At 71.6% G+C, this 25,412-nt stretch carries 26 protein-coding genes and 1 pseudogene; 16 read left to right on the top strand and 11 right to left on the bottom strand.

Going from position 1 to position 25,412, the window contains the following annotated elements; translation table 11 throughout:
• Positions 1-121: 121 nt before the first annotated feature.
• Positions 122-955 (bottom strand): oxidoreductase, encoded by an 834-nt coding sequence (locus tag PGH47_RS37920; RefSeq protein WP_271667199.1) that lies wholly within the window; start codon positions 953-955, stop codon positions 122-124.
• Between the two features lie 217 nt (positions 956-1,172).
• Between PGH47_RS37920 and PGH47_RS37915 the strand changes: the two genes are divergently transcribed.
• Positions 1,173-2,174 (top strand): AraC family transcriptional regulator, encoded by a 1,002-nt coding sequence (locus PGH47_RS37915; RefSeq protein ID WP_271667198.1) that lies wholly within the window; start codon positions 1,173-1,175, stop codon positions 2,172-2,174.
• 32 nt (positions 2,175-2,206) lie between these two features.
• Here PGH47_RS37915 and PGH47_RS37910 read toward each other — a convergent pair whose 3' ends face one another.
• Positions 2,207-3,595, bottom strand: a complete 1,389-nt coding sequence (locus PGH47_RS37910) for a glycoside hydrolase family 43 protein (RefSeq protein ID WP_271667197.1) — start codon at positions 3,593-3,595, stop codon at positions 2,207-2,209.
• A 258-nt stretch (positions 3,596-3,853) separates the two neighbouring features.
• Between PGH47_RS37910 and PGH47_RS37905 the strand changes: the two genes are divergently transcribed.
• From PGH47_RS37905 to PGH47_RS37890, 4 genes are all read left to right on the top strand, one after another.
• Positions 3,854-5,278 (top strand): amidase, encoded by a 1,425-nt coding sequence (locus PGH47_RS37905; RefSeq protein WP_271667196.1) that lies wholly within the window; start codon positions 3,854-3,856, stop codon positions 5,276-5,278.
• A 40-nt stretch (positions 5,279-5,318) separates the two neighbouring features.
• Positions 5,319-5,537, top strand: a complete 219-nt coding sequence (locus PGH47_RS37900) for a hypothetical protein (protein WP_030961567.1) — start codon at positions 5,319-5,321, stop codon at positions 5,535-5,537.
• A 134-nt stretch (positions 5,538-5,671) separates the two neighbouring features.
• Positions 5,672-7,141: an SPFH domain-containing protein gene (locus PGH47_RS37895; RefSeq protein WP_126898971.1), complete on the top strand. Its 1,470-nt coding sequence runs from the start codon at positions 5,672-5,674 to the stop codon at positions 7,139-7,141.
• A 63-nt stretch (positions 7,142-7,204) separates the two neighbouring features.
• Entirely contained in the window at positions 7,205-7,651 is a 447-nt protein-coding gene (locus tag PGH47_RS37890; RefSeq protein ID WP_271667195.1) for a type II toxin-antitoxin system PemK/MazF family toxin, read from the top strand.
• A 131-nt stretch (positions 7,652-7,782) separates the two neighbouring features.
• On the opposite strand, the gene PGH47_RS37885 is transcribed toward PGH47_RS37890, so the two are convergent.
• Complete coding sequence (locus PGH47_RS37885; protein WP_271667194.1) at positions 7,783-8,595, bottom strand: TIGR02452 family protein; 813 nt, start codon at positions 8,593-8,595, stop codon at positions 7,783-7,785.
• Complete coding sequence (locus PGH47_RS37880) at positions 8,592-8,723, bottom strand: hypothetical protein (RefSeq protein WP_271667193.1); 132 nt, start codon at positions 8,721-8,723, stop codon at positions 8,592-8,594. Before PGH47_RS37880 ends, PGH47_RS37885 begins: the two co-directional genes overlap by 4 nt.
• A 214-nt stretch (positions 8,724-8,937) precedes the next feature.
• Between PGH47_RS37880 and egtA the strand changes: the two genes are divergently transcribed.
• The 5 genes from egtA to PGH47_RS37855 all read left to right on the top strand — a co-directional run bounded on the left by egtA (position 8,938) and on the right by PGH47_RS37855 (position 13,590).
• On the top strand, positions 8,938-10,242 hold the full coding sequence (gene egtA / locus PGH47_RS37875; protein WP_271667192.1) for an ergothioneine biosynthesis glutamate--cysteine ligase EgtA: 1,305 nt from the start codon (positions 8,938-8,940) through the stop codon (positions 10,240-10,242).
• Positions 10,239-11,558, top strand: a complete 1,320-nt coding sequence (egtB, locus tag PGH47_RS37870; protein ID WP_271667191.1) for an ergothioneine biosynthesis protein EgtB — start codon at positions 10,239-10,241, stop codon at positions 11,556-11,558. Before egtA ends, egtB begins: the two co-directional genes overlap by 4 nt.
• Positions 11,558-12,349, top strand: a complete 792-nt coding sequence (gene egtC, locus PGH47_RS37865) for an ergothioneine biosynthesis protein EgtC (protein ID WP_271667190.1) — start codon at positions 11,558-11,560, stop codon at positions 12,347-12,349. The genes egtB and egtC overlap by 1 nt, the downstream gene beginning before the upstream one ends.
• On the top strand, positions 12,346-13,308 hold the full coding sequence (gene egtD / locus PGH47_RS37860) for an L-histidine N(alpha)-methyltransferase (protein WP_271667189.1): 963 nt from the start codon (positions 12,346-12,348) through the stop codon (positions 13,306-13,308). Before egtC ends, egtD begins: the two co-directional genes overlap by 4 nt.
• Before the next feature lie 66 nt (positions 13,309-13,374).
• Positions 13,375-13,590, top strand: a complete 216-nt coding sequence (locus tag PGH47_RS37855) for a dodecin (RefSeq protein ID WP_030950329.1) — start codon at positions 13,375-13,377, stop codon at positions 13,588-13,590.
• 31 nt (positions 13,591-13,621) lie between these two features.
• Here PGH47_RS37855 and PGH47_RS37850 read toward each other — a convergent pair whose 3' ends face one another.
• On the bottom strand, positions 13,622-14,113 hold the full coding sequence (locus tag PGH47_RS37850; RefSeq protein WP_271667188.1) for a phosphatase domain-containing protein: 492 nt from the start codon (positions 14,111-14,113) through the stop codon (positions 13,622-13,624).
• Between the two features lie 34 nt (positions 14,114-14,147).
• Positions 14,148-14,528, bottom strand: coding sequence for a hypothetical protein (locus PGH47_RS37845; RefSeq protein WP_271667187.1), 381 nt, complete (start codon positions 14,526-14,528; stop codon positions 14,148-14,150).
• 227 nt (positions 14,529-14,755) lie between these two features.
• On the opposite strand from PGH47_RS37845, the gene PGH47_RS37840 reads away from it, so the two are divergent.
• Positions 14,756-15,088 (top strand): hypothetical protein, encoded by a 333-nt coding sequence (locus tag PGH47_RS37840; RefSeq protein ID WP_271667186.1) that lies wholly within the window; start codon positions 14,756-14,758, stop codon positions 15,086-15,088.
• Between the two features lie 99 nt (positions 15,089-15,187).
• Here PGH47_RS37840 and PGH47_RS37835 read toward each other — a convergent pair whose 3' ends face one another.
• The 5 genes and pseudogenes from PGH47_RS37835 to pgm form a co-directional block, all read right to left on the bottom strand.
• Positions 15,188-17,683, bottom strand: a complete 2,496-nt coding sequence (locus PGH47_RS37835; protein ID WP_271667185.1) for a hypothetical protein — start codon at positions 17,681-17,683, stop codon at positions 15,188-15,190.
• Positions 17,676-18,050: an STAS domain-containing protein gene (locus PGH47_RS37830; protein WP_376059853.1), complete on the bottom strand. Its 375-nt coding sequence runs from the start codon at positions 18,048-18,050 to the stop codon at positions 17,676-17,678. Before PGH47_RS37830 ends, PGH47_RS37835 begins: the two co-directional genes overlap by 8 nt.
• 90 nt (positions 18,051-18,140) lie before the next feature.
• Positions 18,141-18,458, bottom strand: a pseudogene (locus tag PGH47_RS37825) (STAS domain-containing protein); the annotation flags it as partial.
• A gap of 72 nt (positions 18,459-18,530) precedes the next feature.
• Entirely contained in the window at positions 18,531-19,094 is a 564-nt protein-coding gene (locus PGH47_RS37820; RefSeq protein WP_271667184.1) for a hypothetical protein, read from the bottom strand.
• Position 19,095: 1 nt separating this feature from the next.
• Positions 19,096-20,736: a phosphoglucomutase (alpha-D-glucose-1,6-bisphosphate-dependent) gene (pgm, locus tag PGH47_RS37815; RefSeq protein ID WP_271667183.1), complete on the bottom strand. Its 1,641-nt coding sequence runs from the start codon at positions 20,734-20,736 to the stop codon at positions 19,096-19,098.
• Positions 20,737-20,877: 141 nt separating this feature from the next.
• Between pgm and PGH47_RS37810 the strand changes: the two genes are divergently transcribed.
• The 5 genes from PGH47_RS37810 (at position 20,878) to rpmF (ending at position 25,375) form a co-directional block, all read left to right on the top strand.
• Positions 20,878-21,528, top strand: coding sequence for a class I SAM-dependent methyltransferase (locus PGH47_RS37810; protein WP_271667182.1), 651 nt, complete (start codon positions 20,878-20,880; stop codon positions 21,526-21,528).
• A gap of 96 nt (positions 21,529-21,624) precedes the next feature.
• Positions 21,625-22,827: a right-handed parallel beta-helix repeat-containing protein gene (locus PGH47_RS37805; RefSeq protein ID WP_271667181.1), complete on the top strand. Its 1,203-nt coding sequence runs from the start codon at positions 21,625-21,627 to the stop codon at positions 22,825-22,827.
• A 263-nt stretch (positions 22,828-23,090) separates the two neighbouring features.
• Positions 23,091-23,537, top strand: a complete 447-nt coding sequence (locus tag PGH47_RS37800; protein ID WP_271667180.1) for a DUF485 domain-containing protein — start codon at positions 23,091-23,093, stop codon at positions 23,535-23,537.
• On the top strand, positions 23,531-25,135 hold the full coding sequence (locus PGH47_RS37795) for a sodium/solute symporter (protein ID WP_271667179.1): 1,605 nt from the start codon (positions 23,531-23,533) through the stop codon (positions 25,133-25,135). The genes PGH47_RS37800 and PGH47_RS37795 overlap by 7 nt, the downstream gene beginning before the upstream one ends.
• Positions 25,136-25,204: 69 nt before the next feature.
• Positions 25,205-25,375 (top strand): 50S ribosomal protein L32, encoded by a 171-nt coding sequence (gene rpmF / locus PGH47_RS37790; RefSeq protein WP_107908778.1) that lies wholly within the window; start codon positions 25,205-25,207, stop codon positions 25,373-25,375.
• Positions 25,376-25,412: the final 37 nt, after the last annotated feature.

The following is a 25,412-nucleotide window of genomic DNA, read 5'->3' as shown; positions in this document are numbered from 1 at the left end:
CAGACAGACGCATGCGACAGAAGGTTGTAGAAGAGTTCTCCGAGAATTAACGATCGAAGGACCGTTGACACGACAGCCCGACATCTGCGTGTGGTAGCGCCGCGGTCAAGTAGCGCGGGGTTCAGCGGGGAAGGCCCATCGACCGGGAGATCAGGGCGTCGAAGGCACGGTCGGGCAGGAAGCGCCGCAGGCCGATGAGAGGACGTGCGCTGAAGCCGGTGGCGTAGCGGGTCCTGGGCCGGCGCGCCGTGACGGCCTTGCCGATGGCGTCGGCGATGACGGTGGGCGGGGACATGCGCCTGGCCATGGTCTCGGAACGCAGCGAGGCGGCGACGGCCTTGGCCTGGCCGGTGTAGGCGCCCGCGGCGGAGGACTTCTCCAGGTTGTCGGCGGCGATGCCGCTCCACTCGGTGCGGATGCCGCCGGGTTCGATGACGACGACATCGATGCCGAAGGGCTTGACCTCCATGCGCAGGCAGTCGCTGAGGGCTTCGAGTGCGAACTTGGTGCCGTGGTACCAGCCGCCCAGCGGGGTGTAGATCTTCCCGCCCATGGAGGTGATGTTGACGACCGTCCCGCCGCGTCGGGCCCGCATGTGGGGCAGGACGATCTGGGTCAGGCGGACGGCGCCGAAGACGTTGACGTCGAACTGGCGGCGGGCCTCTTCCTGCGAGACGTCCTCCAGGGCGCCGTACGAGCCGTATCCGGCGTTGTTGACGAGGACGTCGATGCGGCCGGTCTCGGAGACCACGCGGTCGACGCCGTTGCGCATGGAGTCGTCGTCGGTGACGTCCATCGCCAGCGGGCGCAGGCCGCGTTCGGCGAGCTTCTGCAGCCGGTCGGTGCGGCGGGCCGCTCCGTAGACGGTGTAGCCGAGGCTGATCAGTTTGAGGGCGGTCGCCTCGCCGATGCCGGAGGAGGCTCCGGTCACGAGGGCGGTCTTGGTGGTGGTCATGGGATTCCTCATCGTCGGACGGGGTGGGTCCCGTCGGTACCGTGTCCACCGCAGCGGTGGCGCCGTGGCTTCCACGCTAGGTGGGGAATCCCGCCAGGGAACTAGCGAAAGACGCCTGCCTTCTTGCCGTTCACGCCATCGGGGGGTGGCGTCTTCTGCGTGTCGAATGGCGCATACGGCATCCCCGCCGCCCCGTGCGGGGAACTAGTCTGAAGTGATGGCATCAAAGGAGTTCACCCTCGACCCGGGTGCCCGTGCGCTCCTGCACGACCTCGGCATCTCCGTCGCCCGCGTACTGCGGCGGGCGCAGCTCCCGGCCGGCCTCTTCGCCCATGGCGCGGTCACGATGACGACCGAGGAGTACTACCGGTTCTGGGAGGCGCTGGACGCCGAGGCCGCGGATCCCGACCTGGCGGTGCGGATCGGGCGGGCCCTGTCCGTCGAGGTGTTCAACCCGCCGATCTTCGCGGCACTGTGCAGCGCGGACCTGCGCACCGCGGCCGAGCGCATCGCCGCGTTCAAGCCGCTCATCGGCCCGGTGAACCTCGACATCACGGACGACCGCACCGGGCTGACGATCGCGTTCCACTGGCCGGAGGGGCCGACGCCGCCACCGCTGCTGGTCTCCGCCGAACTCGCGTTCTGGGCGGCGCTGGCACGCATGGGCACACGGCGCGAGGTGCACCCGACCCGCGTCACCATGCGCCGGCCTCCGCAGCCCACACCCGAGGCGGCCTCCTACTTCGGCACCCGGATCCGCGAGGGCGGGACCGACGCCCTCACCTTCTCCGCCGAGGACGCCTCGCTGCCGTTTCTCACCGAGGACGAGTCCATGTGGAAGTTCTTCGCACCGGAACTGCGCCGCCGCCTGTCCGAACTCGAAGCCTCCGCCACCACTACCGACCGGGTGCGTGCCGCACTCCACGAGCGCCTGCCCGCCGGCGAGAGCTCGATCAACGCCATCGCCGGCCAGCTCATGCTCAGCCCCCGCACTCTCCAGCGGCAGCTTCAGGCAGAGGACACCAACTACCAGGCCGTCCTCAGCGACACCAGGGAAAAGCTGGCACGCCGCTATCTCGCGGACCGGTCCCTGCCCACCTCCCAGGTCGCCTATCTCCTCGCCTACGACGACACCAACTCCTTCTACCGGGCCTTCCGCCGCTGGACCGGACTCACCCCCGAAGCCGCACGCAACGAGGGCCACCCCACTCCTGCATGACCGGAACGCCGACGCTCCCGGTTCGGTGCGGGTCACGCCCAGGAGGTCACCGGCACGAACGAACTGTCCTGCCGGAACAGATCCGTGCCGTCCGCCCGCTCCACCCGTAGTTGGTAGTTGTAGTGCCGCAGGTAGTGGCCGGGGTAGTTGTACGACTCCCAGCGGATCGAGCCGGTCGTCGTGCCCGTGCGCGCGATGAACGTGGCGTCCTTGGCGAACGTCGACGTGCCGTCGTCGGTGTCGAAGCGGGCGCGGAAGTCGTAGTGGCGCAGGTACTTCCCGGACGAGTCGCGGAAGGAGTGGCCGTTCGCGTCGGCGAGGCCGGCCACGACGGTGAAGGTCGACGCCTGCTTCTCGGCCGTGGTGCTGGAGCCGCTCACCACGGGGAGGTTGAGCAGGGAGGACTGGGTCTGCCAGTAGCGGGTGGTGTAGTTGCCGGACCGGAATGAGCGGGTGACGTTCTTCGCCAGGGTCGGACCGCCGGAGACGGTCTCCTTGACGACCGTGAAGTGGCGGGCCGTTCCGGAGACGGCGGGCAGGGCGGCCGGGGCGGACCACGTGGCGAAGGTGTCGTGGCTGTCGCTGTAGTAGTAGGTGCCGTCGCCGTAGCCGTCGAAGAAGATCCGCCAGCCGCCGTTGTCGAGCTGGATGAGGGCGGGGCCCTCACGGTAGCTGCCCCAGCCCGCCCAGTCGCCGGTCCTGGAGATCGCGTAGGGGCCGGTCAGGGAAGTGGCCGTCGCGTACTCGATGTACTTCGTCGTCTCGTTCTTGGTGAAGGCGTGGTAGGTGGAGCCGGTTTTCACGAGGAACGTGTCGATGTGGTTCTTCCCGATGCCGGACAGCGCGACCGGTGAACTCCAGGTGCTCAGCGCGGAGTTGGTGGCTCGCAGCAGGTACGGCGTGAAGATCCACTCGTCGTCGGTGGTGGAGCAGGACACGATCACGTTCACGCTGCCGTCGCTGTCGACGAACCACTCCGGCGCCCAGGCCCGGGAGAGGCCCGCGATCGGGACTGTGTAGTCGTACAGGAACGTCCAGTTGACCAGGTCGGCGCTGCGCGCGAAGCCGATGGTGGTGCTGGTGTCCTGCCAGGTGTGGGTCGTATAGGTGATGTAGTAGTAGCCGTTGGTGTGCTTGAAGAGGCTCGCGTCGCGGATGCGGTTGCTCGGCGGTGTGTAGGCGGAGGCGCGGGCCAGGCGGAAGTCGGTCGCGTCGTCCGACTGGTAGACGTTCACGGTCCCGTCGTCGCTGTTCAGGAACGGCACGATGGTGTACCGGGTCGCCGAGCCGCTCGGCGGCGCGGCCGCGAGTGCCGTGCCGAGCAGGCCGGGGACCTCGCCCAGGAGGAGCGCCGAGGCGGGCAGGGCGGTCATCGCGCGGAGCAGGGTGCGGCGGGACGGGGTGTGGGGGCGTCTGGTCACGTACGGCTCTCCCTACGGCTCAAGGGACGACTCCGAATCCACGAATGCTCACCATGACGTTCGCTATTTCGAACGTGGTTCGTAAATTCGATCAGAAGGTAGGGGTGGGGTCCTGACGCGTCAATGGTTTGCGCACACCGGGGCGGGACCTGGGAGAAACCTGTGGTGAACCTCGGAGCCGCACCGGGCGAAAACGTTCCGCCGTCCGCCCACCGGAGGTTACCGTTCGGTAGACAACGTCGTCCCGGAGGTGCCCGAATGACGCCCGACCGTGCCGCAGGCCTCGCCGAGTCCGCCCGTGCGCTGGCCGACGGGGAGGTGACGTCGAGGGCCCTGGTCGAGGAGGCGCTCGCGCGGATCGAGGCGACGCAGGGATCCCTCAACGCCTTCCGGGTGGTGCGGGCCGAGGCCGCGCTCGCCGAGGCCGAGGCCGCCGACCGGGAACTGGCCACCGGAGTGCGCCTGCCGCTCCTCGGCGTGCCGGTCGCCGTGAAGGACGACACGGATGTCGCGGGCGAGCCCACGGCGTTCGGCTGTTCGGGCCAGTTCCCGCCCGCCGCGAAGGACGCCGAGGCGGTACGGCGGCTGCGCGCGGCCGGCGCCGTGATCGTCGGCAAGACCAACACCTGCGAGCTCGGGCAGTGGCCGTTCACCGAGGGGCCCGCCTTCGGCGCGACCCGCAACCCCTGGCACCGGGACCACACGCCGGGCGGCTCGTCCGGCGGTTCGGCCGCCGCCGTCGCCGCCGGGCTCGTCCCCGCGGCCCTCGGCTCGGACGGCGCCGGCTCGGTGCGGATCCCGGCGTCGTGGACCAACCTGATCGGCATCAAGCCACAGCGCGGCCGGGTCTCCACCTGGCCGCGCGGCGAGTCCTTCAAGGGCATCACCGTCAACGGCACCCTCGCCCGCACGGTCGCCGACGCGGCCCTGCTGCTGGACGCCGCCGCCGGCAACCACGAGCTCGACCCGCACCGGCCGCCGTCCATCGACGCCGCCCGGGCCGTCGGCCGCGACCCTGGCCGGCTGCGCATCGCGCTCGCCCTCAAGCCGCCGTTCACCGCCCTGCCCGCCCGGCTCGACCCCCGGGTGCGGGCCAGGATCGTCGAACTCGGCGAGAAACTCAGCGCGTTGGGACACCACGTCGAGGAGGCCGACCCGCCCTACGGCCAGATCGGGCTGACGTTCATCCCGCGCGCCACGGCCGGAATCGCCGAGTGGGCCGCCGAGGTGCCCTCCCCCGCGCTGCTCGACCCGCGCACCAGGAGCGCCGCCCGCTTGGGCCGTCTCCTCGGCGGGCCCCCGCTGCGGGCGGCCCGGCGCGCGGAGGCGGTCCTGCACCGCCGTATCGGCAGGTTCTACGAGTCGTACGACGTCGTCCTCGCGCCCACGACGGCCGCTCCCCCGCCCCGGATCGGCGCGATGCTCGGCCTCGGCGGCTTCGCCACCGACCGGGCGATGATCGCCGCCTGCCCGTACGCCTGGCCGTGGAACGTGCTGGGCTGGCCCGGCGTCAACGTCCCCGCGGGATTCGCGGACGGGCTGCCCGTGGGCGGCCAGTTGCTCGGGCCCGCGAACAGCGAGCCGCTGCTGATCTCGCTGGCCGCGCAGCTGGAGACGGAGCTGCGGTGGCACGAGCTGTGGCCGCCGCAGCAGGACGAGACGGCGCCCAGCGCGGTCGCCTGAGGCCGGACAGGTCCCGGCCCCGAGGCCCTACTCTGTGACCATGGACGACGCGTCGATGGTCGGGCTCATGGGGCGGGTCACGGGGACGGTCGGGCCGGGACTCGTCGGCGAGGTGATCGTGCGCGTGCGCGGCGGCGCCGAGCACTTCCTCGCCTATCCGGCCACCGGCACCGAGCGGATCGAGCGCGGCACGGTGGTGATGGTGGTGGAGTACCAGCCGCCGCGCACGGTCTACGTCCAGGCGGCATACGACAGTTGAGCTCGCTCCGTCGCAGGTGAGAGACCTGTGTGTCAAGGTTGCGACAAGGATCCGTCAACGGCTGTACCTCCGCTCCGCGCAGGCGCACACTCCCATTCGTTCGGTGCCGAAAGGGCACCATGCAAAGGGGGCGTATGCCGATGGTTGTCGGCGTCGTGGCGGGGGTGGCGGTTGCCGCCGTTCTCGTTCTGATCGGTCTGTTCAAGATGATGTGGCGGGTCGCCGAACCCAACGAGGCTCTGGTCATCTCCGGTTCCAAGCACCGCACGGAGGGCCTGGAGGAGGGGATGGGCTTCCGGATCGTCACCGGACGCGGCACGCTCGTGCTGCCCGGGGTGCAGGCGGTGCGCAAGCTGTCGCTCGATCTCAACGAGACCGAACTGCACGTGGACTGCGTGACCCACCAGGGCATTCCGCTGAAGGTGCGGGGCGTGGTCATCTTCAAGGTCGGCGACGACTTCGTGTCGATCGCCAACGCGGCCCGGCGTTTCCTGGACCAGCAGAAGCTGATGTCGGAGCGGGTCCACAACGTCTTCGCCGGTCATCTGCGGTCCATCGTCGGCGGGTTGACGGTCGAGGACATGATCCGCGACCGGGACAAGCTCACCGGGCAGACCCGGGCGGCGTGCGGGACGGAGATGGAGAAGCTCGGGCTCATCGTCGACTCGCTCCAGATCCACGAGATCGAGGACCCGACCGGTTACATCCAGAACCTTGCCGCGCCGCACGCGGCGGCCGTGCAGCGGGACGCGCGGATCGCTCAGGCCGAGGCGAACCGGCTGGCCACCGAGGCGGAGCAGCAGAGTTACGCGCGGATGGCGGAGGCGACCCGGGACAGCGAGATCCTCCAGGCCGGCTATCAGGCCGAGCGCGACAAGGCGGGCGCCAAGGCCCGGCAGGCGGGCCCGCTCGCGGACGCGGCCGCCCGGCAGGAGGTCGTCGTCCAGGAGACGCGGGTGGCGGAGCTGGAGGCGCACCGGCGCGAGCAGCAGCTCCAGGCCGATGTCCGCAAGCCCGCCGACGCGCAGGCCTACGAGAAGCGGACGCTGGCCGAGGCCGAGCGTGACGCGCGTATCTCGGCCGCCGAGGCCAGGGCGAAGGAGACGGAACTGGCGGCCGCCGCCGAGGCCACCCGGGTCAAGGCGGCCGCGGGTGCCGAGGCGGAGGCGACCAAGACGCGCGGCGCGGCCACGGCGTCCGCGACCCGTGCCACCGGTGAGGCCGAGGCCGCCGCGGCCCAGGCCAGGGGTCTCGCGGAGGCCGAGGCGGCCAAGGCCAAGGGGCTCGCGGAGGCGGAGGCCATCAAGGCCCGTGCCGCCGCTCTCGCGGAGAACCAGGAGGCCGTCGTCGCCCAGCAACTCGCCGAGAACTGGCCGGAGATCGTCCAGGCGGGCGCGTCCGCGTTCGGCAACGTCGACAACATGGTGGTGCTCAACGGCGCCGACGGCATGGCCGACATGTTCGCCAAGGCGCTCACCATGGGCGGCACGGGGCTGGGTCTGGCGCGCCGGCTGCTCGCGTCGATGAACCAGGACGGGCAGGCGCCGGAGGGCAACTCACCGCTCAACGGGCTTGTCCAGAAGGTGCCGATGGACGAGAAGTGAAGCTTCGCACGTAAGAGCGACCCTTCACGCTCGGCTCACGGGGGCAGCCCCTAAGGTGCCCCCGTGAGCACGTACACCGACGAGAACGTCCCGGGCCGCAGCGGCCCCACCGCCACGACCGAGGCCGACCCGCGCGCGGTCGGCAAGGTGCGCACGGAGTACTCCCCCGCGCACGACGGCGACCCCGACCCCGGGGAGATCGTCTGGACCTGGGTCCCCTATGAGGAGAACGACGGCCGGGGCAAGGACCGCCCGGTCCTCGTCGTCGCGCGGGAGCCCGGCGGGACCTTCCTCGCCGTACAGCTGTCCAGCAAGCGGCACGACGGGGATCGCGAGTGGGTGGCGATCGGCAGCGGGCCGTGGGACAAGTCGGGCCGCGACTCCTGGGTGGACGTGGACCGCATCCTGCGGCTGCACGAGCGGGGCATGCGCCGTGAGGCGTGCGCCCTGGACCGGGGGCGGTTCAACCTGGTCCGCAAGCGGCTGCACGAGCGCTACGGCTGGACCTGAGCGCCGAAGCGCGGTTCACGCCTCGGGGAAGGCGTTTGCGAAAGCCGCCCGCTGTCCGGCGTGCGACCGCAGTTCACGCCTCGGGGAAGGCGTTTGCGAAAGCCGCCCGCTGTCCGGCGTGCGGCCGCAGTTCACGCCTCGGGGAAAGCCCGGCCGAAAGCCGCCCGCACCGGGCTGTCCGGCGTGCGGTCGAGGATCCCGAACACCACGTGCTCGAAAGCCCCGGCGAACCGCCCGCCGGGCCCGAGCAGCGCACGGAACGCGCCCGCGACCTGCGCCGGGTCGTTCTGGAACACCCCGCAGCCCCAGGCGCCGAGCACCAGTCGCCGGTACCCGTGTGCGGCGGCCGCCTCCAGCACGCGCTCGGCCCGTGTCGCCAGCGCCCGCGGCAGCTCCGCCGCACGCCCGGGTTCCGTACGCCGCACGACGCCCGCGTTCGGCGCGGCGGCCGTGAGGAAGCCCGCGGTGTACGGCTCGTCCAGCAGGTCACCGCGGTCGTCGCGGAAGACGGGCACGCCGGGTGAGTGGATGACACGGTCCGTGTAGAACGGGTCGCGGTGGGCGCGGTGGTGGTCGTAGAACCGCCGGGCCCGGATGAGGCAGGCGTACAGCGCCGAGGCCCGGCACAGGGCCTCCTCCTGGGCCTGGGCGCCGTTCAGATAGCCGCCGCCGGGATTTCGGGCCGAGGCGAAGTTCAGTACGGCCGTGTCGCCGCCGAGCCGGCGGGCCGCCTCCAGGCTGCTCTCCCCCGTGACCTCGAAGAACGTCTCCCCAGTGGGAATCCGGGGCACCTCCACAGGTTCCGGCCCGTACATCCGGGTGCCCGAGCGTGCCGCCTCGATCTCCGCCGCGACGGACACCTCTCGGCCGTCCGGCGCGCGGTAGCTGCCCGCCGCCACGATCTGTTCCGTCTGCTGCGCGATGCCGCGCAGGCGCGCGCTCACGGCGCCACCGCCGGCCGACTCCGGACGCCGAGCGTCACCACCGTGCACCGCACTGTCATCCGGCCGCTGCGGCCGCCCGCGATCTCCCCCGTCGTGCTCACCCCGGCATCCTGAGCGATGCTGGTCATGCGGTGCAACAGAATTCCCGGGCCCCACAACCGACCGGAAGAACGACCGGGAAAGCCCCTGCTAACGCCCGGAGAGAGGAAATTACCGCCCCGGAACGTGCCGGTACGCACCCTTGTGCGAATCGGCGCGAGGGTCTTGGGTGGGTCGAGTGTGCCGACCCGGCCCACAAGATCCGGGCCGGTGGCACTCTGGACTATTCAGGAGGATCCCGACATGTCCGATTCGGTAAGTGGCTGTACGGAGCAGCCCCGTACCGCAGTCACCGAAGCCGAGGTGGAGGCCCTGGTCCGGGGCATCTGCTTCAAGACCGGCCCGCCCCGCACCCTCGGGGTCGAAGTGGAATGGCTCGTCCACGAGCTGCGCAGCCCGCAGCTCCCCGTGACACCCGAACGACTGGAAGCGGCCTACGCCGCACTACGGACCGTGCCCCTGAGGTCGGCGCTCACCGTCGAACCCGGCGGTCAGCTGGAGCTGAGCTCCCCGCCCGCCACCTCTCTGATGGAGTGCATCGGTACCGTCTCCACCGACCTCGACACCGCCCGCGCCGTACTGCGCGAGCACGATCTGGGTCTGGTCGGCATAGGCAACGATCCCTGGCACTCGCCGCGGCGCTTCCTGCGCCAGCCGCGCTACGACGCCATGGAGACCTGCCTCGACCGCGCCGGCCCGGCCGGCCGCGCCATGATGTGCACCTCGGCCTCGGTACAGGTGTGTCTGGACGCCGGCTACGAGGAACCCGGCCCGCTCGGGCACGGCCGGCGCTGGTGGCTTGCGCACCAGCTCGGCGCGGTCCTGGTCGCGGCCTTCGCGAACTCGCCGCTGGCCGGGCGCGAGCCCACCGGCTGGCTCTCCACCCGGCAGCTGCTGTGGATGGAGATAGGCCCGGACCGCGCGGGCGCTCCCCCGCTGAACGGCGATCCAAGGGCCGCCTGGGCCCGGCACGTCGTGGACGCGCCGGTGATGTGCGTACGGCAGGACGGCGGCGCGTGGGACGTGCCCGAGGGCCTGTCGTTCCGGGAGTGGACCAGATCGGGGGCGCCCAGGCCGCCCACGCAGGAGGATCTGGACTACCACCTCACCACGCTGTTCCCGCCGGTCAGACCGCGCGGCCATCTGGAGCTGCGCATGATCGACGCGCAGCCCGGCGAGGACGGCTGGATCGTGCCGCTCGCCGTGACGACCGCGCTCTTCGACGATCCGGAGGCCGCCGAGACCGCCTACCGGGCCGTGAAGCCGCTGGCCGAGCGCGCCCTGTCGCAGCCGGCGCCGCACAATCCGCTGTGGCTCGACGCGGCCCGCTCGGGCCTCGCCGACCCCGAGCTGCGGGAGGTGGCGGAGGTCTGCTTCGCGGCGGCGCTGGAGGCCCTGCCCCGGCTGGGCGCCACGGCCGCCGTCACGGACGCTGTGGCGGCGTACCGGGACCGCTATGTCGCGCGGGGCCGCTGCCCCGCCGACGACCTGCTGGACGAGCTCTACGGCACGGACCGCACTCTGCATGGGAAGGACATCCGCACATGACCGACCCCGCTTTCGACGCCGACACTCTCCGCGAGCGGGCGCTGACCACCCTGACCACCGCCCGTGCCCGCACGACCCTGCTCACCTCCTGCGTGGAGGAGCCCGACCTCACCGCGCAGCACTCGCCGCTGATGTCGCCGCTGGTGTGGGACCTCGCCCACATCGGCAATCAGGAGGAGATGTGGCTCCTGCGGGCGGTCGCGGGGCGGGAGGCGATGCGGCCCGAGATCGACGGCCTCTACGACGCCTTCGAGCACCCGCGCGCCGAACGCCCCTCGCTGCCGCTGCTGCCGCCCGCCGAGGCCCGGCACTACGCCTCCGAGGTGCGCGGCCGGGTGCTGGACATCCTGGAGAGCACCGCGTTCCACGGGACGCGGCTGACCGAGGCGGGCTTCGCCTTCGGGATGATCGCGCAGCACGAGCAGCAGCACGACGAGACGATGCTGATCACGCATCAGCTCCGCAAGGGCCCGCAGGCCCTGACCGCCCCGGACCCGGACCCGGTGCCCCTGTTCACGGGGCCGTCCGAAGTCCTGGTCCCCGGCGGCCCGTTCACCATGGGCACGTCCACCGAGCCGTGGGCGCTGGACAACGAACGCCCGGCGCACCGGCGCGAGGTGCCGGCGTTCCACATGGACACCACGCCGGTGACGAACGCCGCGTTCCAGGCTTTCATCGCGGACGGCGGCTACGACACCGAACGCTGGTGGACGCCGGAGGGCTGGGCGCACATCCGGCAGCACTCGATCCACGCCCCGCTCTACTGGCAGCGGGACGGCAAGCAGTGGCTGCGGCGCCGCTTCGGCGTCACCGAGGTCGTCCCGCCCGACGAGCCGGTGCTGCATGTGAGCTGGTACGAGGCGGACGCCTACGCCCGCTGGGCCGGGCGCCGGCTGCCCACCGAGGCCGAGTGGGAGAAGGCGGCCCGGCACGATCCGGCCGGCAACCGCTCGACGCGCTACCCGTGGGGCGACGCCGACCCGGCGCCGGAGCACGCCAACCTCGGCCAGCGCCATCTGCGGCCCGCACCCGCCGGAAGCTACCCGGAGGGCGAATCACCGCTCGGCATACGTCAGTTGATAGGTGACGTGTGGGAGTGGACGGCGAGCGACTTCCTGCCGTACCCGGGTTTCCAGGCGTTCCCGTACAAGGAGTACTCGGAGGTGTTCTTCGGGCCCGAGTACAAGGTGCTGCGCGGCGGCGCGTTCGCGGTGGATGCGGTCGCCTGCCGGGGCACCTTCCGCAACTGGGACTATCCGATCCGGCGCCAGATCTTCTCCGGATTCCGCACGGCCCGCTCCGCCGGGGACGCCTGATGTGCCGGCATCTCGCGTACCTCGGCCCCGAGGAGCCGCTCGGCAGGCTCCTCGTGGAGCCGCCGCACAGCCTGTACCGCCAGTCGTGGGCGCCGCGGCGACAGCGGCACGGGACCGTCAACGCCGATGGTTTCGGGGTCGGTTGGTACGCCGACGGGGACCCGGCGCCGGCCCGCTACCGCCGGGCAGGGCCCATCTGGGCGGACCTGTCCTTCGCCGATCTCGCCCGGGTCGTGCGCAGCGGCGCGCTGCTCGCCGCCGTACGGGACGCGACGGTGGCGGGAGCCGACGGGGAGGCCGCGGCGGCGCCGTTCGCCGCGGGTCCCTGGCTGTTCAGCCACAACGGCGCCGTGAAGGGCTGGCCGGGCTCGATGGCCCCGCTCGTCCCCGGCGTGCCGCCCGTGGACCTGCTGTCGATGGAGGCCCGCAACGACTCCGCGTTCGTGTGGGCGCTGATCCTCGCGCGGCTGCACGGCGGCGACGAGGTGGGGCAGGCGCTGGCCGACACGGTCGTGGAGGTCGCCGAGGCGGCCCCCGGCTCCCGGCTCAACCTGCTGCTCACCGACGGCGAGAGCATCGCCGCGACCGCCTGGGGCGACACGCTCTGGTATCTGACCCGGCCCGGCGGCGGCACCGTCGTGGCCTCCGAGCCCTACGACGACGATCCGCACTGGCGGGAGGTCCCCGACCGCACCCTGCTCGCGGCGAGCCGCACCGACGTACTGCTCACCCCGCTCAAGGACCCCAGCGACACCCTGGTACCCGCACCACCGAAGGAGCCCCGCACGTGAGTCCGTTCCTTCTCACCCGCAACCTGCCCGAGGACGCCACCGACGCCGCACTGCGCGCCGACGTCCTCAAGGGCCTGACCGGCACACCGAAGACGCTGCCGCCGAAGTGGTTCTACGACGCTCAGGGCAGCGAACTCTTCGAGAAGATCACCGAGTTGCCCGAGTACTACCCCACGCGAGCCGAACGCGAGATCCTCGTCGACCGGGCCGGCGAGATCGCCGCGGCCACCGGCGCCCGCACCCTGGTCGAACTGGGCTCCGGCTCGTCCGAGAAGACGCGGTTCCTCCTCGACGCGCTGACCGGGCTGCACACCTACGTCCCCGTCGACGTCAGCGAGAGCGCGCTCACCCAGGCGGGGCAGGCCCTGATCGAGGAGCGGCCGGGGCTGGACGTCCATGCCCTGATCGCCGACTTCACCGGCGGAATGGCCCTGCCGGACACGCCGGGGCCCCGGCTGGTGGCGTTCCTCGGCGGCACGGTCGGCAATCTGCTGCCGGCCGAGCGCGCCGTGTTCCTCGCCTCCGTCCGCGCCCTGCTCTCCCCCGGTGACGCGCTGCTGCTCGGCACGGACCTGGTCAAGGACGAACAGGTCCTCGTCGAGGCCTACGACGACGCCGCCGGCGTGACGGCCGCGTTCAACAAGAACGTCCTGACCGTGATCGACCGTGAGTTGGGCGCCGACTTCGATCCCGGTGCCTTCGAGCACGTCGCGGTCTGGGACCGGGACAACGAGTGGATCGAGATGCGGCTGCGCTCCCGTACGGCGCAGACCGTGAAGGTACCCGCGCTGGACCTCGCCGTGCACTTCGCCGCCGGCGAGGAGATGCGCACCGAGGTGTCGGCGAAGTTCCGCAGGGACGGTGTCCGCGCGGAACTGTCGGCGGCCGGACTGGAGCTGGCGCACTGGTGGACGGACGGTCAGGACAGGTTCGCCCTGTCACTGAGCGTGGCGCGGTGACGGACGGCTCGCGCGTTGCCCCTCCTTGGGGCACCGTGGAGTGACGCGTGTGAGAGGAGCACCCACATGTCGAACCACACCTACCGGGTCACCGATATCGTCGGCACCTCGCCCGAGGGCGTGGACCAGGCCATCCGCAACGGTATCGACCGCGCCTCGCAGACCCTGCGCAACCTGGACTGGTTCGAGGTGACCGAGGTGCGCGGCCAGCTCGAAGAGGGGCAGATCGCGCACTGGCAGGTGACCATGAAGGTCGGCTTCCGCCTGGACGAAGCCGGGTAGCACGCCGGGTACGCCCCCGCCTCCCGGGTCCTCAGGTCCGCCCCTCCCGCTCCTGCGCCGACTTCAGCGCCGCGGAAGGGGCGGTCCAACGCGCCCGTACGACGGTGAAGCCGGCCCGTTCGGCGTCCTCGCACACGAGCTCGTCGTCGTCCACCAGCACCCGGATCTCACGGGTGCGGGCGAGACGGTTCAGGATCTCCAGCTTGGTGCGCCGGGCGGGCCTGCGGTCGTCGTTGCGCCGCATGTACACCCGCCCTTCCGGCAGCCCGTGCGCCGCGAGCCAGTCGAGCGTGTCGCGCCGGCAGCGCTCGGGACGCCCGGTCAGGTAGACGACCTCGCACTCCTCCCCGCTCGCCCGCGCCATGGCGACCCCTTCCTCGATGGGCGGGTCCTGCGGGGCGGCCGCGAAGAAGGCGTCCCAGTCACGGGGCTTGCGCTCCAGGAAGCGCTGCCGGTGCGCCGTGTCGGCGAGCGTGTTGTCGAGGTCGAACACGGCGAGCGGGGGCTTGTTGCTGTCGGTCACACCGCTCACCCTAAGAGATCGCCTCCAACGGCTCCTAGATCACGCACCCGTTCGAGCCCGGTACGCCGTCGATCCAGTTGGTGCTGTTCTCGATGTAGTAGCTGGACATGATCCCGTACTTGTCCCAGCCGCGCGGCGCGACCATCACCCAGTACGGGTTGCCGCCGACCGACTGGCCCGGGATCTGGCAGTAGACGAGCACCTCGTCCCACGAGTTGATCTGGCCGATCGAGGGACAGTTCGACGTGCTCGGCGATTCGAAGCAACCGCCCTCGGTCATGTCGCGGACGTTGACCCCGTCCGCCCACACGCCGTACCAGCCACGGCCGTGGCCCGCGGCCGAGGCGCTCTGGGAGGTGGTGAACACGAGGGCGAGTGCCCCGGCAGCGGCGAGTGCCGCGGTCCACTTGCGCATGAGGTCCCCTTCGACGGCGTGACGGATCGGCTCGCGGGAGGTCCCGCGGTCGTCGCCCCGCACATTAGGCAAGCCGGAGCGGCCCCGGTCCCTGACATCTGTCTGGGACCGGGGCCCCGTACGAGCCACGATGCTTGGCCACTCACCAGCGACCAGTGACTGAGACGGAGGAAACCTTGAAGGCACGGTTTCGCAAGAGGGCCGGCATTGGCGCGGCGGCACTTCTGATGACGGTGGGCACGGCGGTGGCCTCGGCGCCCCCGGCGTCGGCCGACGTGTCGGACTGTCCCAGGGAGTACGTCTGCGTGTGGGACAACGACGTGGCGTGGGGCCAGCCGAGGTGGAAGTCGACGGGGAACCTGTACAACCTGTACTCCGAGCACGGGATGGTCATCGTCAACAACGGCGTGCGCTTCCCGGGCGCCGACCACATCCGGTTCAACGTCACCACCGGCGGCCAGAACTACCAGGGCTGCCTGCACTACCCGAATGACCCCAACCGCGACTCCTTCATCGGCGCGGTCACCCTGAACAGCGCGGTGTGGGGCCCCGAGTGCTGAGCTGATCGCGGAGCGGGCGGGGACGGGGGGGCTGAGCGGCGTTCACAGCTTCGGCGTACGCCGCTCAGGGCCGAACTCGACCGACCGGGCCGGCCGCTCTCAGTCTTCCGCCGGCAGTCCGGTCGTACGCAGTCGCGCCACCGTCCGCGCCGAGACCGCGCGGGGCGCCTGGGCCGCCAGCACCGACAGCAGCCCTTCCCAGGCGTCCGGGAGACCCGCGTCCACGGCCGACCGGTAGGCGGTGCGGGCCTCGGCCGACCGTCCCTGTTCCTGGTACAGGGCGCCGAGCGCGGCGTACGCCTCCGTGTCGTCGGCCTCGCCGCCGCGGACGTAGGCGCGTTCGGCGGCCTGGGTGTCGCCCAGTTGCTCCCGCACGCGGCCCAGCGCCGTCCAGGCGTCGGAGGCGCCGAGGCCTGCGGCTCTCAGCACCGCCCGCCGGGATCCCTCCCGGTCCCCGGCGCGTTCACGCATCCGGGCAAGGGCGGACCAGGCATCGGTGGCACCGCGCTCGGCCGCCAGGTCGGCGGCTTGCTCTGCGCCGCTGCTGTCTCCGGCGTTCTCCCGGGCCCGGGCCAGCATGATCCAGGCGTCCAGGTCTCCCGCTCGTGCCGCCTCCGCTGCGGCGTGGGCCGCACCCGCGTCGTCCCCGATCTCCTCGCGTGCTTCGGCCAGTGCGGTCCATGCTTCCGGGTCGCCCGTGCGAGCCGCCTGGGTGGCGGCTTCCTCGGCGGCCGCGCCGTCGCCGTCCGATTCGGCGAGCAGCGCCAGTTCGCGCCAGGCGGCGCCGACACCCAGGGCCGCCGCCTCGCGATGGGCCGCGGCGGCACCCGACCGGTCGCCGGCCGTTTCACGAAGCCGGGCCAGGATGGACCAGCCCTCCGGGTGCCCGGCGTCCGCGCCGCTCGTGGCCGCATCCCGAGCTGACGCGCGGTCACCAAGGGCCCAGTACAGGCGTACCAGCGCCGCCCAGGCCGAGTCGACCTCGGTGCCCGCCGCCCGGGTGGCGTGCATGACGGCCGTGGCGAGGTCACCGGCGCGTTCGGCGACCTGCGCGAGCCCCATGTGCCCCCAGCCGTCGCCGGCGTTCGCCGCCTGCTCGAACGCCTCGGTCGCCGGGACGCCTCGGGCCGCCCGCATCCGGCCGAGCGTCCGCCAGGCCAGCGGTTCGCCGGCCGCTGCCGCCCGGGCCGCGACAGCGTCCGCCGCCGCCGGGTCCCCCTCCGCCTCACGGATGCGGGCCATGGCCGCCCAGGCCCACGCGTCGCCCGACTCCGCCGCGCGCCGATACGCGTCGTAGGTACCCGGGCCGTCGCCCTCCGCTTCCCTCGACACGGCGAGTGCCGCCCAGGCGACGGGATCCGACGCGGCCGTCTCCTGCGCGGCGGCCCGTCCGTCGGTGGTCTCCCGCAGCACGGCCAGGGCCGCCCGGGCCCGCACGTGGCCCAGCTCGATCGCCCGCTCGTACAAGGGCGCGGCGCTTGCGTAACGACGCCGCTGTTCGGCGGACCGCGCGAGCGCGTGGACGTCGTCGGCGGTCCTCGCCCAGCAGGCCCCCGACCAGAACTCGGCGGGCGGCGCCCGGTGGGCGCGGACCCGGCGGATGTGCTGTTCGAGGTAGTCGTCGGGGCGATAGCTGTCGGGTTCGCCGACCCCCGGCTCGTACCGCTCCGCGATCAGCGGCGGCGGGCCGCCCTCCGTGGCCGTCAGCGCGCCGATCGCGTCCGGGAACCACTCCTTGCCCGCGGTCGCACGCGCGGTGGAGTCCATGAATCCGGCCGCCGCCTCCCTCAGCAGGCGTGCGGGCACCGCGCTGGCGTGACCGAGCCTGCGTGCCTCCGCGGCCGCCGTCAGCACGGCGTGCTCGGTCGCGGTGAACCACTGGTCCGGACCCATCTCCCAACGCCGCACCAACTCCGGCCCCGCGGTGAGGTGTTGCAGCACCCGCTGCCCCGATCCGGCGGCTCGTACGGCGGCGGCGATACGCGGGTCACGTACGGCGGCCGAGTCGACGGCCGCGGCATCACCGGACAGCGTGTCGGGCACCGTGATCATCCCGTGGGGTCCGGTGAGCAGGGCGAGGGTGTGCGGCGCGCTCTCCAGACCGTTCTGACGTGCCGTCAGGCGCCGCATGTGCTCCGGCCACATCGTGCCCACGACGGCGAGCGGCGCCACCCGGTCCAGCAGCCGCCCCAGCGCCCGGGCTGCCCTCTCACCGGCGGCACCGTCCAGATAGCGCTGCGTCTCGTTGAGCCACAGCACGGTCCGCGGGTCGATGCCGCCGCCCTCGATCCACTCCACCAGTTCCTCCGCGTCGGCGGGGAACAGCACGGGCCAGTCGGGCAGCACCGCGGCCACCGCCTCGTACAGCGCCCGCGTCTTCCCGCTCGCGGAACGCCCCACCAGCAGCACCAGCGCCGCCTGATTGGACTCCGCGGTACGGGCCAACCGCCGGCGCAGGGTGGCATCGTGCGGGCGGGCGAGGTACTCCGTCAGTGGCAGGTCCATGGCCCCGTCCGGGCCCGGGGCCGGGTGGACGCCGAGGCGAACGGGGTCCCACTCGGCGGCGGTGCGCAGCCGGACCCTGTCGTCAGCCATGGACGCCGGACACCTCGCGGCCGAGGAACTCCACGGCAGGCTCCACCGTGTCGAAGATGGGAAAGACCTTGGTCAGTCCGGTGATCCGGAAGACCTTCCGGATTCTGTCCTCGGGCACGACCAGCGCCATCATGCCGTCGTAGGCGCGGACCCGCTTCAGACCACCTACCACCACGCCGAATCCCGTGGAGTCGAGGTAATCGGCGGTAGTCATGTCCAGGACCAGGAATACCCGCCCGTGGTTGACCAGCTCGACCAGCAATTCGCGCAAGTACGGCGCGGTGTAGACGTCCAACTCGCCCACGACTGTGACCACGGTGACATGGTCGGAGACATGTTCGTAAGAATGGCCACCCGAGGGGACGATGTGGTTCGCCCGGTCCACGAGGTCGGCGCGCCGCTGCTCAATGCTCGTCTCCGCGTAATCGGCGGCAATTTCAACGACCGCGTTCGCCACCGTCTCATAGAGGCCGAAGACCTGGTCCAGGCGCGTCGCGGCAAGGATCTCCCGCATCCGCTGATTCGTCCCGACCAGTGCGACCGTCCCGCCCTGGCGGCGAACCCGCTTCAGCCCGCCGACCAGTACACCGAGGCCCGCCCTGTCGACGCTGTCCACCGCACTCATGTCGACGACCAGAAGCAGCCGCCCGCGCCCGATCGTCTCCAGCAGCACGGACCGCAGCGCGGGAGCGGAGGCGGCGTCAAGTGTGCACCCCTCGCCATCGCCTTCGACCCGCACGACTGTGATGCCGTCCGGTCCGTCCTCGTACGACACCTTCAGGTGCACCTGGCCCCCGCTTCATGCCAACTGCTCGGGAACCACCGATCTTATCCCGCCAGGCACGGCCTACGCAGGGGTGAGCGCCGCACGGGCCGCGGCGAGGAAAGCCTCCTGGGCGACGGGGTGACCCGTTCCGGAAGCGTTGGCGGTCAGTGAGTCGCGCAGGGTCTCGGCCGCCGCCGTAACGGGGTCGGGCCCTTCCAGTCGTACGACGTTCAGCGCCTCCCCGACCTCGGCCGTAGCGGCGTCGTACTCCCGCCGCCGCTGCGACTCGTCCGTCGTGCCGATCGCGTTCTGCCAGGCCGCCAAAGCCTGTTGGGCGCTGTCGGTGCGGCTCAGGTACGTGACGTACGCCGCCCGTCGCAGCGCCCGCTGGTTCGCGAGTGTCTGTTCGGTGAGGGTGCGGCGGGCGACGTCGAGTTGGGCCGTGGCCTGGAGTTGTCCGGCGTCCCAGGCGGCGGCTGCCTGTTGGCGGCCGGCCTCCCAGGCCGCCGCGGCCTGGCGTTCGCCCGCCGCCCAGGCGGCGTCGGCCTGGCGCTTGGCGGCGGCGAACGTGAACACCCCGGTCAGCGCTCCGCCGCCGATCGCGGCTCCGGCGGCGATCATCGCCGTCAGCACGGCCTCGTCCACGTCAGGTGCCGAGCGCCGCGAGGACCACCGACCTGGCCTCCTCCTGTACCCGGGTCAGGTGGTCCGGGCCGAGGAAGGACTCCGCGTAGATCTTGTAGACGTCCTCGGTGCCCGAGGGGCGGGCCGCGAACCAGGCGTTGTCGGTGGCGACCTTGATGCCGCCGAGGGCGGCGCCGTTGCCGGGGGCCTCGGTGAGGACCGTGGTGACCGGCTCGCCGGCGAGGGTGTCGGCGGTGACCTGACGCGGGGACAGCCTGGCGAGCAGGGCCTTCTCCTCGCGAGTGGCCGGGGCGTCGACGCGGGCGTAGGCGGGGGCGCCGAAGCGCTCGGTGAGCTGCGCGTAGTGCTGCGACGGGGTCCTGCCGGTGACCGCCGTGATCTCGGAGGCGAGCAGGGCCAGGGTGATGCCGTCCTTGTCGGTGGTCCACACCGAGCCGTCGCGGCGCAGGAAGGACGCGCCGGCCGACTCCTCGCCGCCGAAGCCGAGGGTGCCGTCGGACAGGCCGTCCACGAACCACTTGAAGCCGACGGGGACTTCGACCAGTGGCCGGCCGACGTCCGCCGCGACCCGGTCGATCATGCTGGACGAGACCAGGGTCTTGCCGATGCCGGCGCCCGCGGGCCACTGCTCCCGGTGCGAGAAGAGGTATGAGATCGCCACGGCCAGGTAGTGGTTGGGGTTCATCAGGCCGGCGTCGGGGGTCACGATGCCGTGCCGGTCGGCGTCGGCGTCGTTGCCGGTGGCGATGTCGTACCGGTCGCGCTGTTCGATGAGCGAGGCCATGGCGTACGGAGAGGAGCAGTCCATGCGGATCCTGCCGTCCCAGTCCAGCGTCATGAAGCGCCAGGTGGGGTCGGTGAGCGGGTTCACGACGGTGAGGTCGAGCCCGTGCTGTTCGGCGATGCGGCCCCAGTACGCGACGGAGGCGCCGCCGAGGGGGTCGGCGCCGATCCGTACGCCCGCGGACCTGATCGCCTCCAGGTCCAGCACGTTCGGCAGGTCCGCCACGTACTGGCCGAGGAAGTCGTGGCGGCCGGTGCCGGGGGCGGCCAGGGCGCGGGCGTAGGGGATGCGCCGTACGTCCTTCATGCCGCCGGTGATGATCTCGTTGGCGCGGTCCTGGATCCAGGAGGTCGCCTCGGAGCCTGCGGGGCCGCCGCTCGGCGGGTTGTACTTGAAGCCGCCGTCTGCGGGCGGATTGTGCGAGGGGGTGACGACCACGCCGTCGGCGAGGCCGGAGGTGCGGCCGCGGTTGGCGGTGAGGATGGCGTGGGAGACCGCCGGGGTGGGCGTGTAGCCGTCGGCCTGGTCGATGAGGACGGTCACGTCGTTGGCGGCGAACACCTCCAGGGCCGTGATCCGGGCCGGCTCGGACAGGGCGTGGGTGTCGGCGCCGAGGAAGAGGGGGCCGTCGGTGCCCTGGGCGGTGCGGTACTCGCAGATGGCCTGGCTGGTGGCGGCGATGTGGTCCTCGTTGAACGCCGTCGCGAGGGCCGATCCGCGGTGTCCCGAGGTGCCGAACGCCACCCGTTGCCCGGGTTCGGCCGGGTCGGGGTGCAGCGCGTAGTACGCCGTGACCAGGCGGGCCACATCGATGAGGTCCTCGGGCCCGGCGACCTGCCCCGCTCGCTCGTCCTGCATCTCCCGGCTCCTCCGCAAGGGTCGGTTGGGTTCGGCCCTCATTCTCCCCTGCCGGGGCCGCGGGGACGCGCACCGGGCACCCGTTGTGGCACGCGTCCCGCGGATGCGACGATTCGGGCCGGCGAGCGAAGGGACTCCGACGTGAGGCACGACGACCAACGGCCGCCTGCCGCAGTGCTGTTCGACGATCTCGGCCCCGACTACGAGAAGGCGTTCGCCCACGCCCCCGCGCACCTGTCGGCGCTGGAGTGGCTGATCGAGCGGCTGCCGCCGGCCGCGCGGACGCTGGACGTGGGCAGCGGCACCGGACGGCCCACCGCGGCCACGCTGGTCGGGGCGGGGCACTCGGTCCTGGGCGTCGATGTCTCCCCGGTCATGGTGGAACTGGCCGCCCGTCAGGTCCCCGAGGCCGAGTTCCGCTGCGACGACATCCGGGAGTTTCCGCTCGACGCGGACTCCTTCGACGGCGTGTGCGTGTTCTTCTCCCTGCTCCAGATGACGCGCGCCGAGCAGTCGGCCCTGGTGCGGCGGCTGACGCGGGCCTTGAGGCCCGGCGGCCACCTGGTGCTGGCCACGGTGCCCGCGGACGTGGAGGACGTCGAGGTGGTCTTCATGGGCCGCCGGGTCCTCGCGACGAGCTTCGCCGAGGACGACCTCACCGGCATGCTGGAGTCGGCCGGCCTGACGGTGCTGTCCCGCCACGACACCACCTTCACCCCGGCCCACCCCGACGGCGGCCCCGAACCGCACCTCTTCGTGCACTGCCGCCGGGACGGGACGCCGGGACACTGACGCCCCGGCGGTCGCCCGTGGGCACCCCGGCAACCTCCCGGCCCCCTGCGGCCACTGCCGTACGACATGGCACGCAGGCGGAGGCGGGAGGGTCCGATGAGTGGAAGTCGTCGTACGGCGGTCTGGGCGGTGAGTGCGGCTCTGTTGGCGGTGCTGGGGAGCGCGGGTGAGGCGTCCGCCGCGACGACGCTGGTCGTGGCGGTGAGCGGGGACGACTCGGCGGCCGGCACAGTCCAGCGGCCCCTGCGGACCATTCAGCGGGCCGTGGATCTGGCCGGGCCCGGTGACACCATCGTCGTGCGCGGAGGCACGTACGCCCTCACGGACAACATCAGCATCGGCGTCTCGGGTACCGCCTCGCAGCCCATCACCCTGAGCGCGTACCAGGGCGAGCGTGTGGTCGTGGACGGTGAGCGGCTGCCCGCCAGTCATACGCCGGTCGGCGGGAGCATTCCGCGGGCCGAGCGCGGGGCGATTCACATGGAGGCGTCGCACTGGCGGATCTCCGGTCTGGAGATCGTCAACGGACCCTATGGAATCTATTGCGACGGCTGCAACGGCAACGTCTTCTCCCGGATTTCCACACACGACAATTACGAGTCGGGCTTCCAGCTCCAGGGATCCTCCGGCGACAACCAGATCCTGAACCTGGACAGTCACGGCAATCGCGACCCGCGCAAGAACGGCGAGAGTGCCGACGGTCTGGCCGCCAAGGAAGGCAGCGGAAGCGGCAACGTGGTGCGTGGCGCCCGGTTGTGGAACAACGTCGACGACGGGTTCGACGCCTGGAAGTTCTCGTCGCCGATTCTGATCGAGAACACGATCTCCTACGGAAACGGCTACAACCGCTGGAACTTTCCGGATTTCGCCGGTGACGGCAACGGTTTCAAGATGGGCGGCGGCAGCCCGGCCCCCGCGGTCGGGCACGTCCTGCGCAACTCGATCGCGTTCCGGAACGCGGCGCACGGTGTCACCGACAACGGCAATCCCGGCAAGCTGACCCTGACCCGCGACACGACCTGGGCCAATGCCGGCACCGGCTTCGACGCCGACACCTCGGATGCCGCCGCCACCCTCACCGCCAACCTGTCCGTCGCCGACGCACGAGCCGCCGCCGTCGGCCCGGGGACGATCTCCTCGGGCAACTCCTGGAATCTCGGCGGGACTTGGGACGGCTCCTCGGTACTCAGCACCGACCCTACGCCCCTCACCGGCCCACGTTCCGCCGACGGCACTCCGCCGTCGGCCCCGGCCTTCCTCGTGCCGCGGAACGGCGCGGCCGTCGGCGCCCGCTTCTGAGCCTCGCACCGGGCCCTGGGCGGTTTTCCGCTCAGGGCCCGTTTCGTACGGTCCGATCGAAAGACGCGAATCGCGAGGGGCCGGAATGCGCCACCCGGGGGCGACAATTCACCACGGCGGTTGATTGTTCAAAGAGGCCGCTGACATACTCCGGCTTCCGGCTTTCGCAGCCCCGCCCGTCCCCCACTCTCCCCGTCGAGCGTCCCCCAACAAGCCCGCACTCAGCAGTGCGTTCGGCATGACGCAGCGAAGAAGGTGCGCCTGTGCCCGAGTTTTCACCTTGGCACGACAATTCCCTCACATACGGTTCGCCGAAAAACGAACCGGCGCCGCTCACCCGCATATCCGAAGATCCCGAATTCCACTCCCTGCGCCGCACCCAGCGCAGGTTCGGTGTCCGCGCGACACTCCTGTCGGTCGGCGGATTCCTGTTGTACGTCCTGCTGTCGCACTCCGTTCCCGGCCTGGTGAACCAGCGCCTGACCGGTGACCTCACCCTCGGCCTGGCCATCGGACTCGGGCAGTTCGTCGTGATGGGCCTGACGGCCTGGTGGTACCGGCGCCACATGCGCACCCGGGTCGACCCGATCGCCCGCGGCCTCGGCTCACGCCTGCACCAGCACGAGACGGCGCAGCTCCGCGCACCCGCCGGGCGCGGCGAGCCCGAGCGGACCGTCCGTCCCGGCACCAGGGGGTACCGCACGTGGTGACCGTGTCCCAAGGCATCGTCGACCGGTTCAGCCTGCAACTGACGTTCGTGCTGTTCCTGTCGGTGGTCGTGGTCACGCTGTTCATGGCGCTGCTGACGGCCCCGCAGCGCGACGAGATCAGCGAGTTCTACCTCGGCAACCGCACCATGTCCCCGCTGCGCAACGGCCTCGCGATGTGCGGCGACTACGTGTCGGCCGCGACCCTGCTCGGCAGCACCGGCCTGGTCGCCCTCACCGGCTACGACGGCCTGCTGTACCTCGGCGGCACGGTGGTCGCCTGGATGACGGTGCTGCTGCTGATCGCCGAACCCCTGCGCCGCGCGGGCAGGTTCACGCTCGGCGACACGCTGGCGCTGCGCCTGACCCGGCTGCAACGGCCGGCGCGGCTCGCCCTCGCCCTGTGCACGCTGGTCATCACGACCCTCTACCTCGTCGCCCAGCTCGTCGGCAGCATCGCCCTGCTGACCCAGTTCACCGGTGAACCCAGCCCCGCCACCCGCACCCTGTGCGTGATCGTGATCGGCACCGTCGTGATCGTGTACGCGGCCATCGGCGGCATGCCCGGCGCCACGGTCATCCAGATCATCAAGGCCGTCATGCTGCTGGCCGGCGTGACGGTCACCGCCGTCATGGTCCTGCACCGCTACGACTGGAACCCGGGCACCCTGCTGTCCGCGGCCGCCGACCACAGCGGGACCGGCGCCCGTTTCCTCGAACCGGGGCTTCGCTACGGCGCGAGCACCACCAGCAAGCTCGATTTCTTCAGCCTGGAACTGGCGATCGTCCTCGGCCTCGCCGCGCTCCCCCACGTCCTGATGCGTCTGCTCGCCCCGCGCAAGGTCGACGTGCTGCGCTCCTCCCTCGTATGGGCGGTGGGGCTGGTGGGCCTGGTCTGCCTCGCGGCCGGGATCCTGGGCCTCGGCGCCACGGCCGTCGTCGGCCGGGAGACCATCGCCGAGACCGACCACAAGGGCGACGCGGCCGTCCTGCTGCTCGCCAACGCACTGGGCGGCGGGATCCTCACGGCCCTGCTGTCCTGCCTCGCCTTCGTCACCCTGCTCGCGGTCGCGGCCGGCCTCACCCTTGCCGCCGCCTCCTCGCTCGCCCACGACGTGTACGGCGAGGTGATCCGCAGGGGGCGCGCGAGCGAGACCGAGGAGCTGACGGTGGCCCGGCTGTCCGCGGTCGTCATCGGCGTCCTGGCGATGCTGCTCGCACTCGTCTCCTGGGGTGCCAACACCGCGACGCTCGCGTTCCTCGCGTTCGCCATCGCGGCGTCCGCGATCCTGCCGACGATCGTCTACACCCTCTTCTGGCGCCGCTTCACGGGCGAGGGAGCGCTGCTCAGCCTCTGCGGCGGCCTGGTCTGCTCGGTACTGCTGGTGCTGTTCTCGCCGGTGGTCTCCGCCACGCCGGGCTCGTTCTACCCGGACTCCGACTTCGCCTGGTTCCCGCTCCAGAACCCGGGCATCGTCTCCATCCCGGCGGGCTTCCTGCTCGGCTGGCTCGGCACGGTCCTCGGCGAACGGCGGCAACCGCGGGACGACACGGCGTACAAGGAGTTCGAGGTGAGGATGCTGGTGGGCACCAAGGAGTAATTGTTAATGGGATCCATTTTCATGTAGCGTCCTCGGTGTTCCTTCACCGAGCTCACCGAGGATGTCCCCATGGCCGTTCCCAAGCGGAAGATGTCCCGCAGCAACACCCGCCACCGCCGCGCGCAGTGGAAGGCCGCCACGCCGTCGCTGGTCCCCGTGACGATCGACGGCGTACGCCACCTCGTGCCGCAGCACCTGGTGAAGGCGTACGAACGCGGGCTGCTGCGCCCCGAGGACTGACCATGACCAGGCGGCGCCCGTCCTGCCTATTCTGGTG

It is taken from the genome of Streptomyces sp. HUAS 31 (assembly GCF_028198125.1).
Taxonomy (GTDB): domain Bacteria; phylum Actinomycetota; class Actinomycetes; order Streptomycetales; family Streptomycetaceae; genus Streptomyces; species Streptomyces chartreusis.
The sequence above is the reverse complement of the archived record's forward strand: the minus strand, read 5'-3'. Positions and strand labels throughout refer to the sequence as shown.

Bases quoted from the DNA above. Each gene is read 5' to 3' on its own strand.
- PGH47_RS37915 (WP_271667198.1), top strand. From the start codon at position 1,173: ATGGCATCAAAGGAGTTCACCCTCGACCCGGGTGCCCGTGCGCTCCTG.
- PGH47_RS37900 (WP_030961567.1), top strand. From the start codon at position 5,319: ATGGACGACGCGTCGATGGTCGGGCTCATGGGGCGGGTCACGGGGACG.
- PGH47_RS37835 (WP_271667185.1), bottom strand. From the start codon at position 17,683: ATGGCTGACGACAGGGTCCGGCTGCGCACCGCCGCCGAGTGGGACCCC.
- rpmF (WP_107908778.1), top strand. From the start codon at position 25,205: ATGGCCGTTCCCAAGCGGAAGATGTCCCGCAGCAACACCCGCCACCGC.
- egtB (WP_271667191.1), top strand. From the start codon at position 10,239: ATGACCGACCCCGCTTTCGACGCCGACACTCTCCGCGAGCGGGCGCTG.
- PGH47_RS37880 (WP_271667193.1), bottom strand. From the start codon at position 8,723: ATGACCAGCATCGCTCAGGATGCCGGGGTGAGCACGACGGGGGAGATC.
- PGH47_RS37920 (WP_271667199.1), bottom strand. From the start codon at position 955: ATGACCACCACCAAGACCGCCCTCGTGACCGGAGCCTCCTCCGGCATC.
- pgm (WP_271667183.1), bottom strand. From the start codon at position 20,736: ATGCAGGACGAGCGAGCGGGGCAGGTCGCCGGGCCCGAGGACCTCATC.
- egtC (WP_271667190.1), top strand. From the start codon at position 11,558: ATGTGCCGGCATCTCGCGTACCTCGGCCCCGAGGAGCCGCTCGGCAGG.
- PGH47_RS37845 (WP_271667187.1), bottom strand. From the start codon at position 14,528: ATGCGCAAGTGGACCGCGGCACTCGCCGCTGCCGGGGCACTCGCCCTC.
- PGH47_RS37840 (WP_271667186.1), top strand. From the start codon at position 14,756: ATGACGGTGGGCACGGCGGTGGCCTCGGCGCCCCCGGCGTCGGCCGAC.
- PGH47_RS37905 (WP_271667196.1), top strand. From the start codon at position 3,854: ATGACGCCCGACCGTGCCGCAGGCCTCGCCGAGTCCGCCCGTGCGCTG.
- PGH47_RS37805 (WP_271667181.1), top strand. From the start codon at position 21,625: ATGAGTGGAAGTCGTCGTACGGCGGTCTGGGCGGTGAGTGCGGCTCTG.
- PGH47_RS37855 (WP_030950329.1), top strand. From the start codon at position 13,375: ATGTCGAACCACACCTACCGGGTCACCGATATCGTCGGCACCTCGCCC.
- PGH47_RS37895 (WP_126898971.1), top strand. From the start codon at position 5,672: ATGCCGATGGTTGTCGGCGTCGTGGCGGGGGTGGCGGTTGCCGCCGTT.
- egtA (WP_271667192.1), top strand. From the start codon at position 8,938: ATGTCCGATTCGGTAAGTGGCTGTACGGAGCAGCCCCGTACCGCAGTC.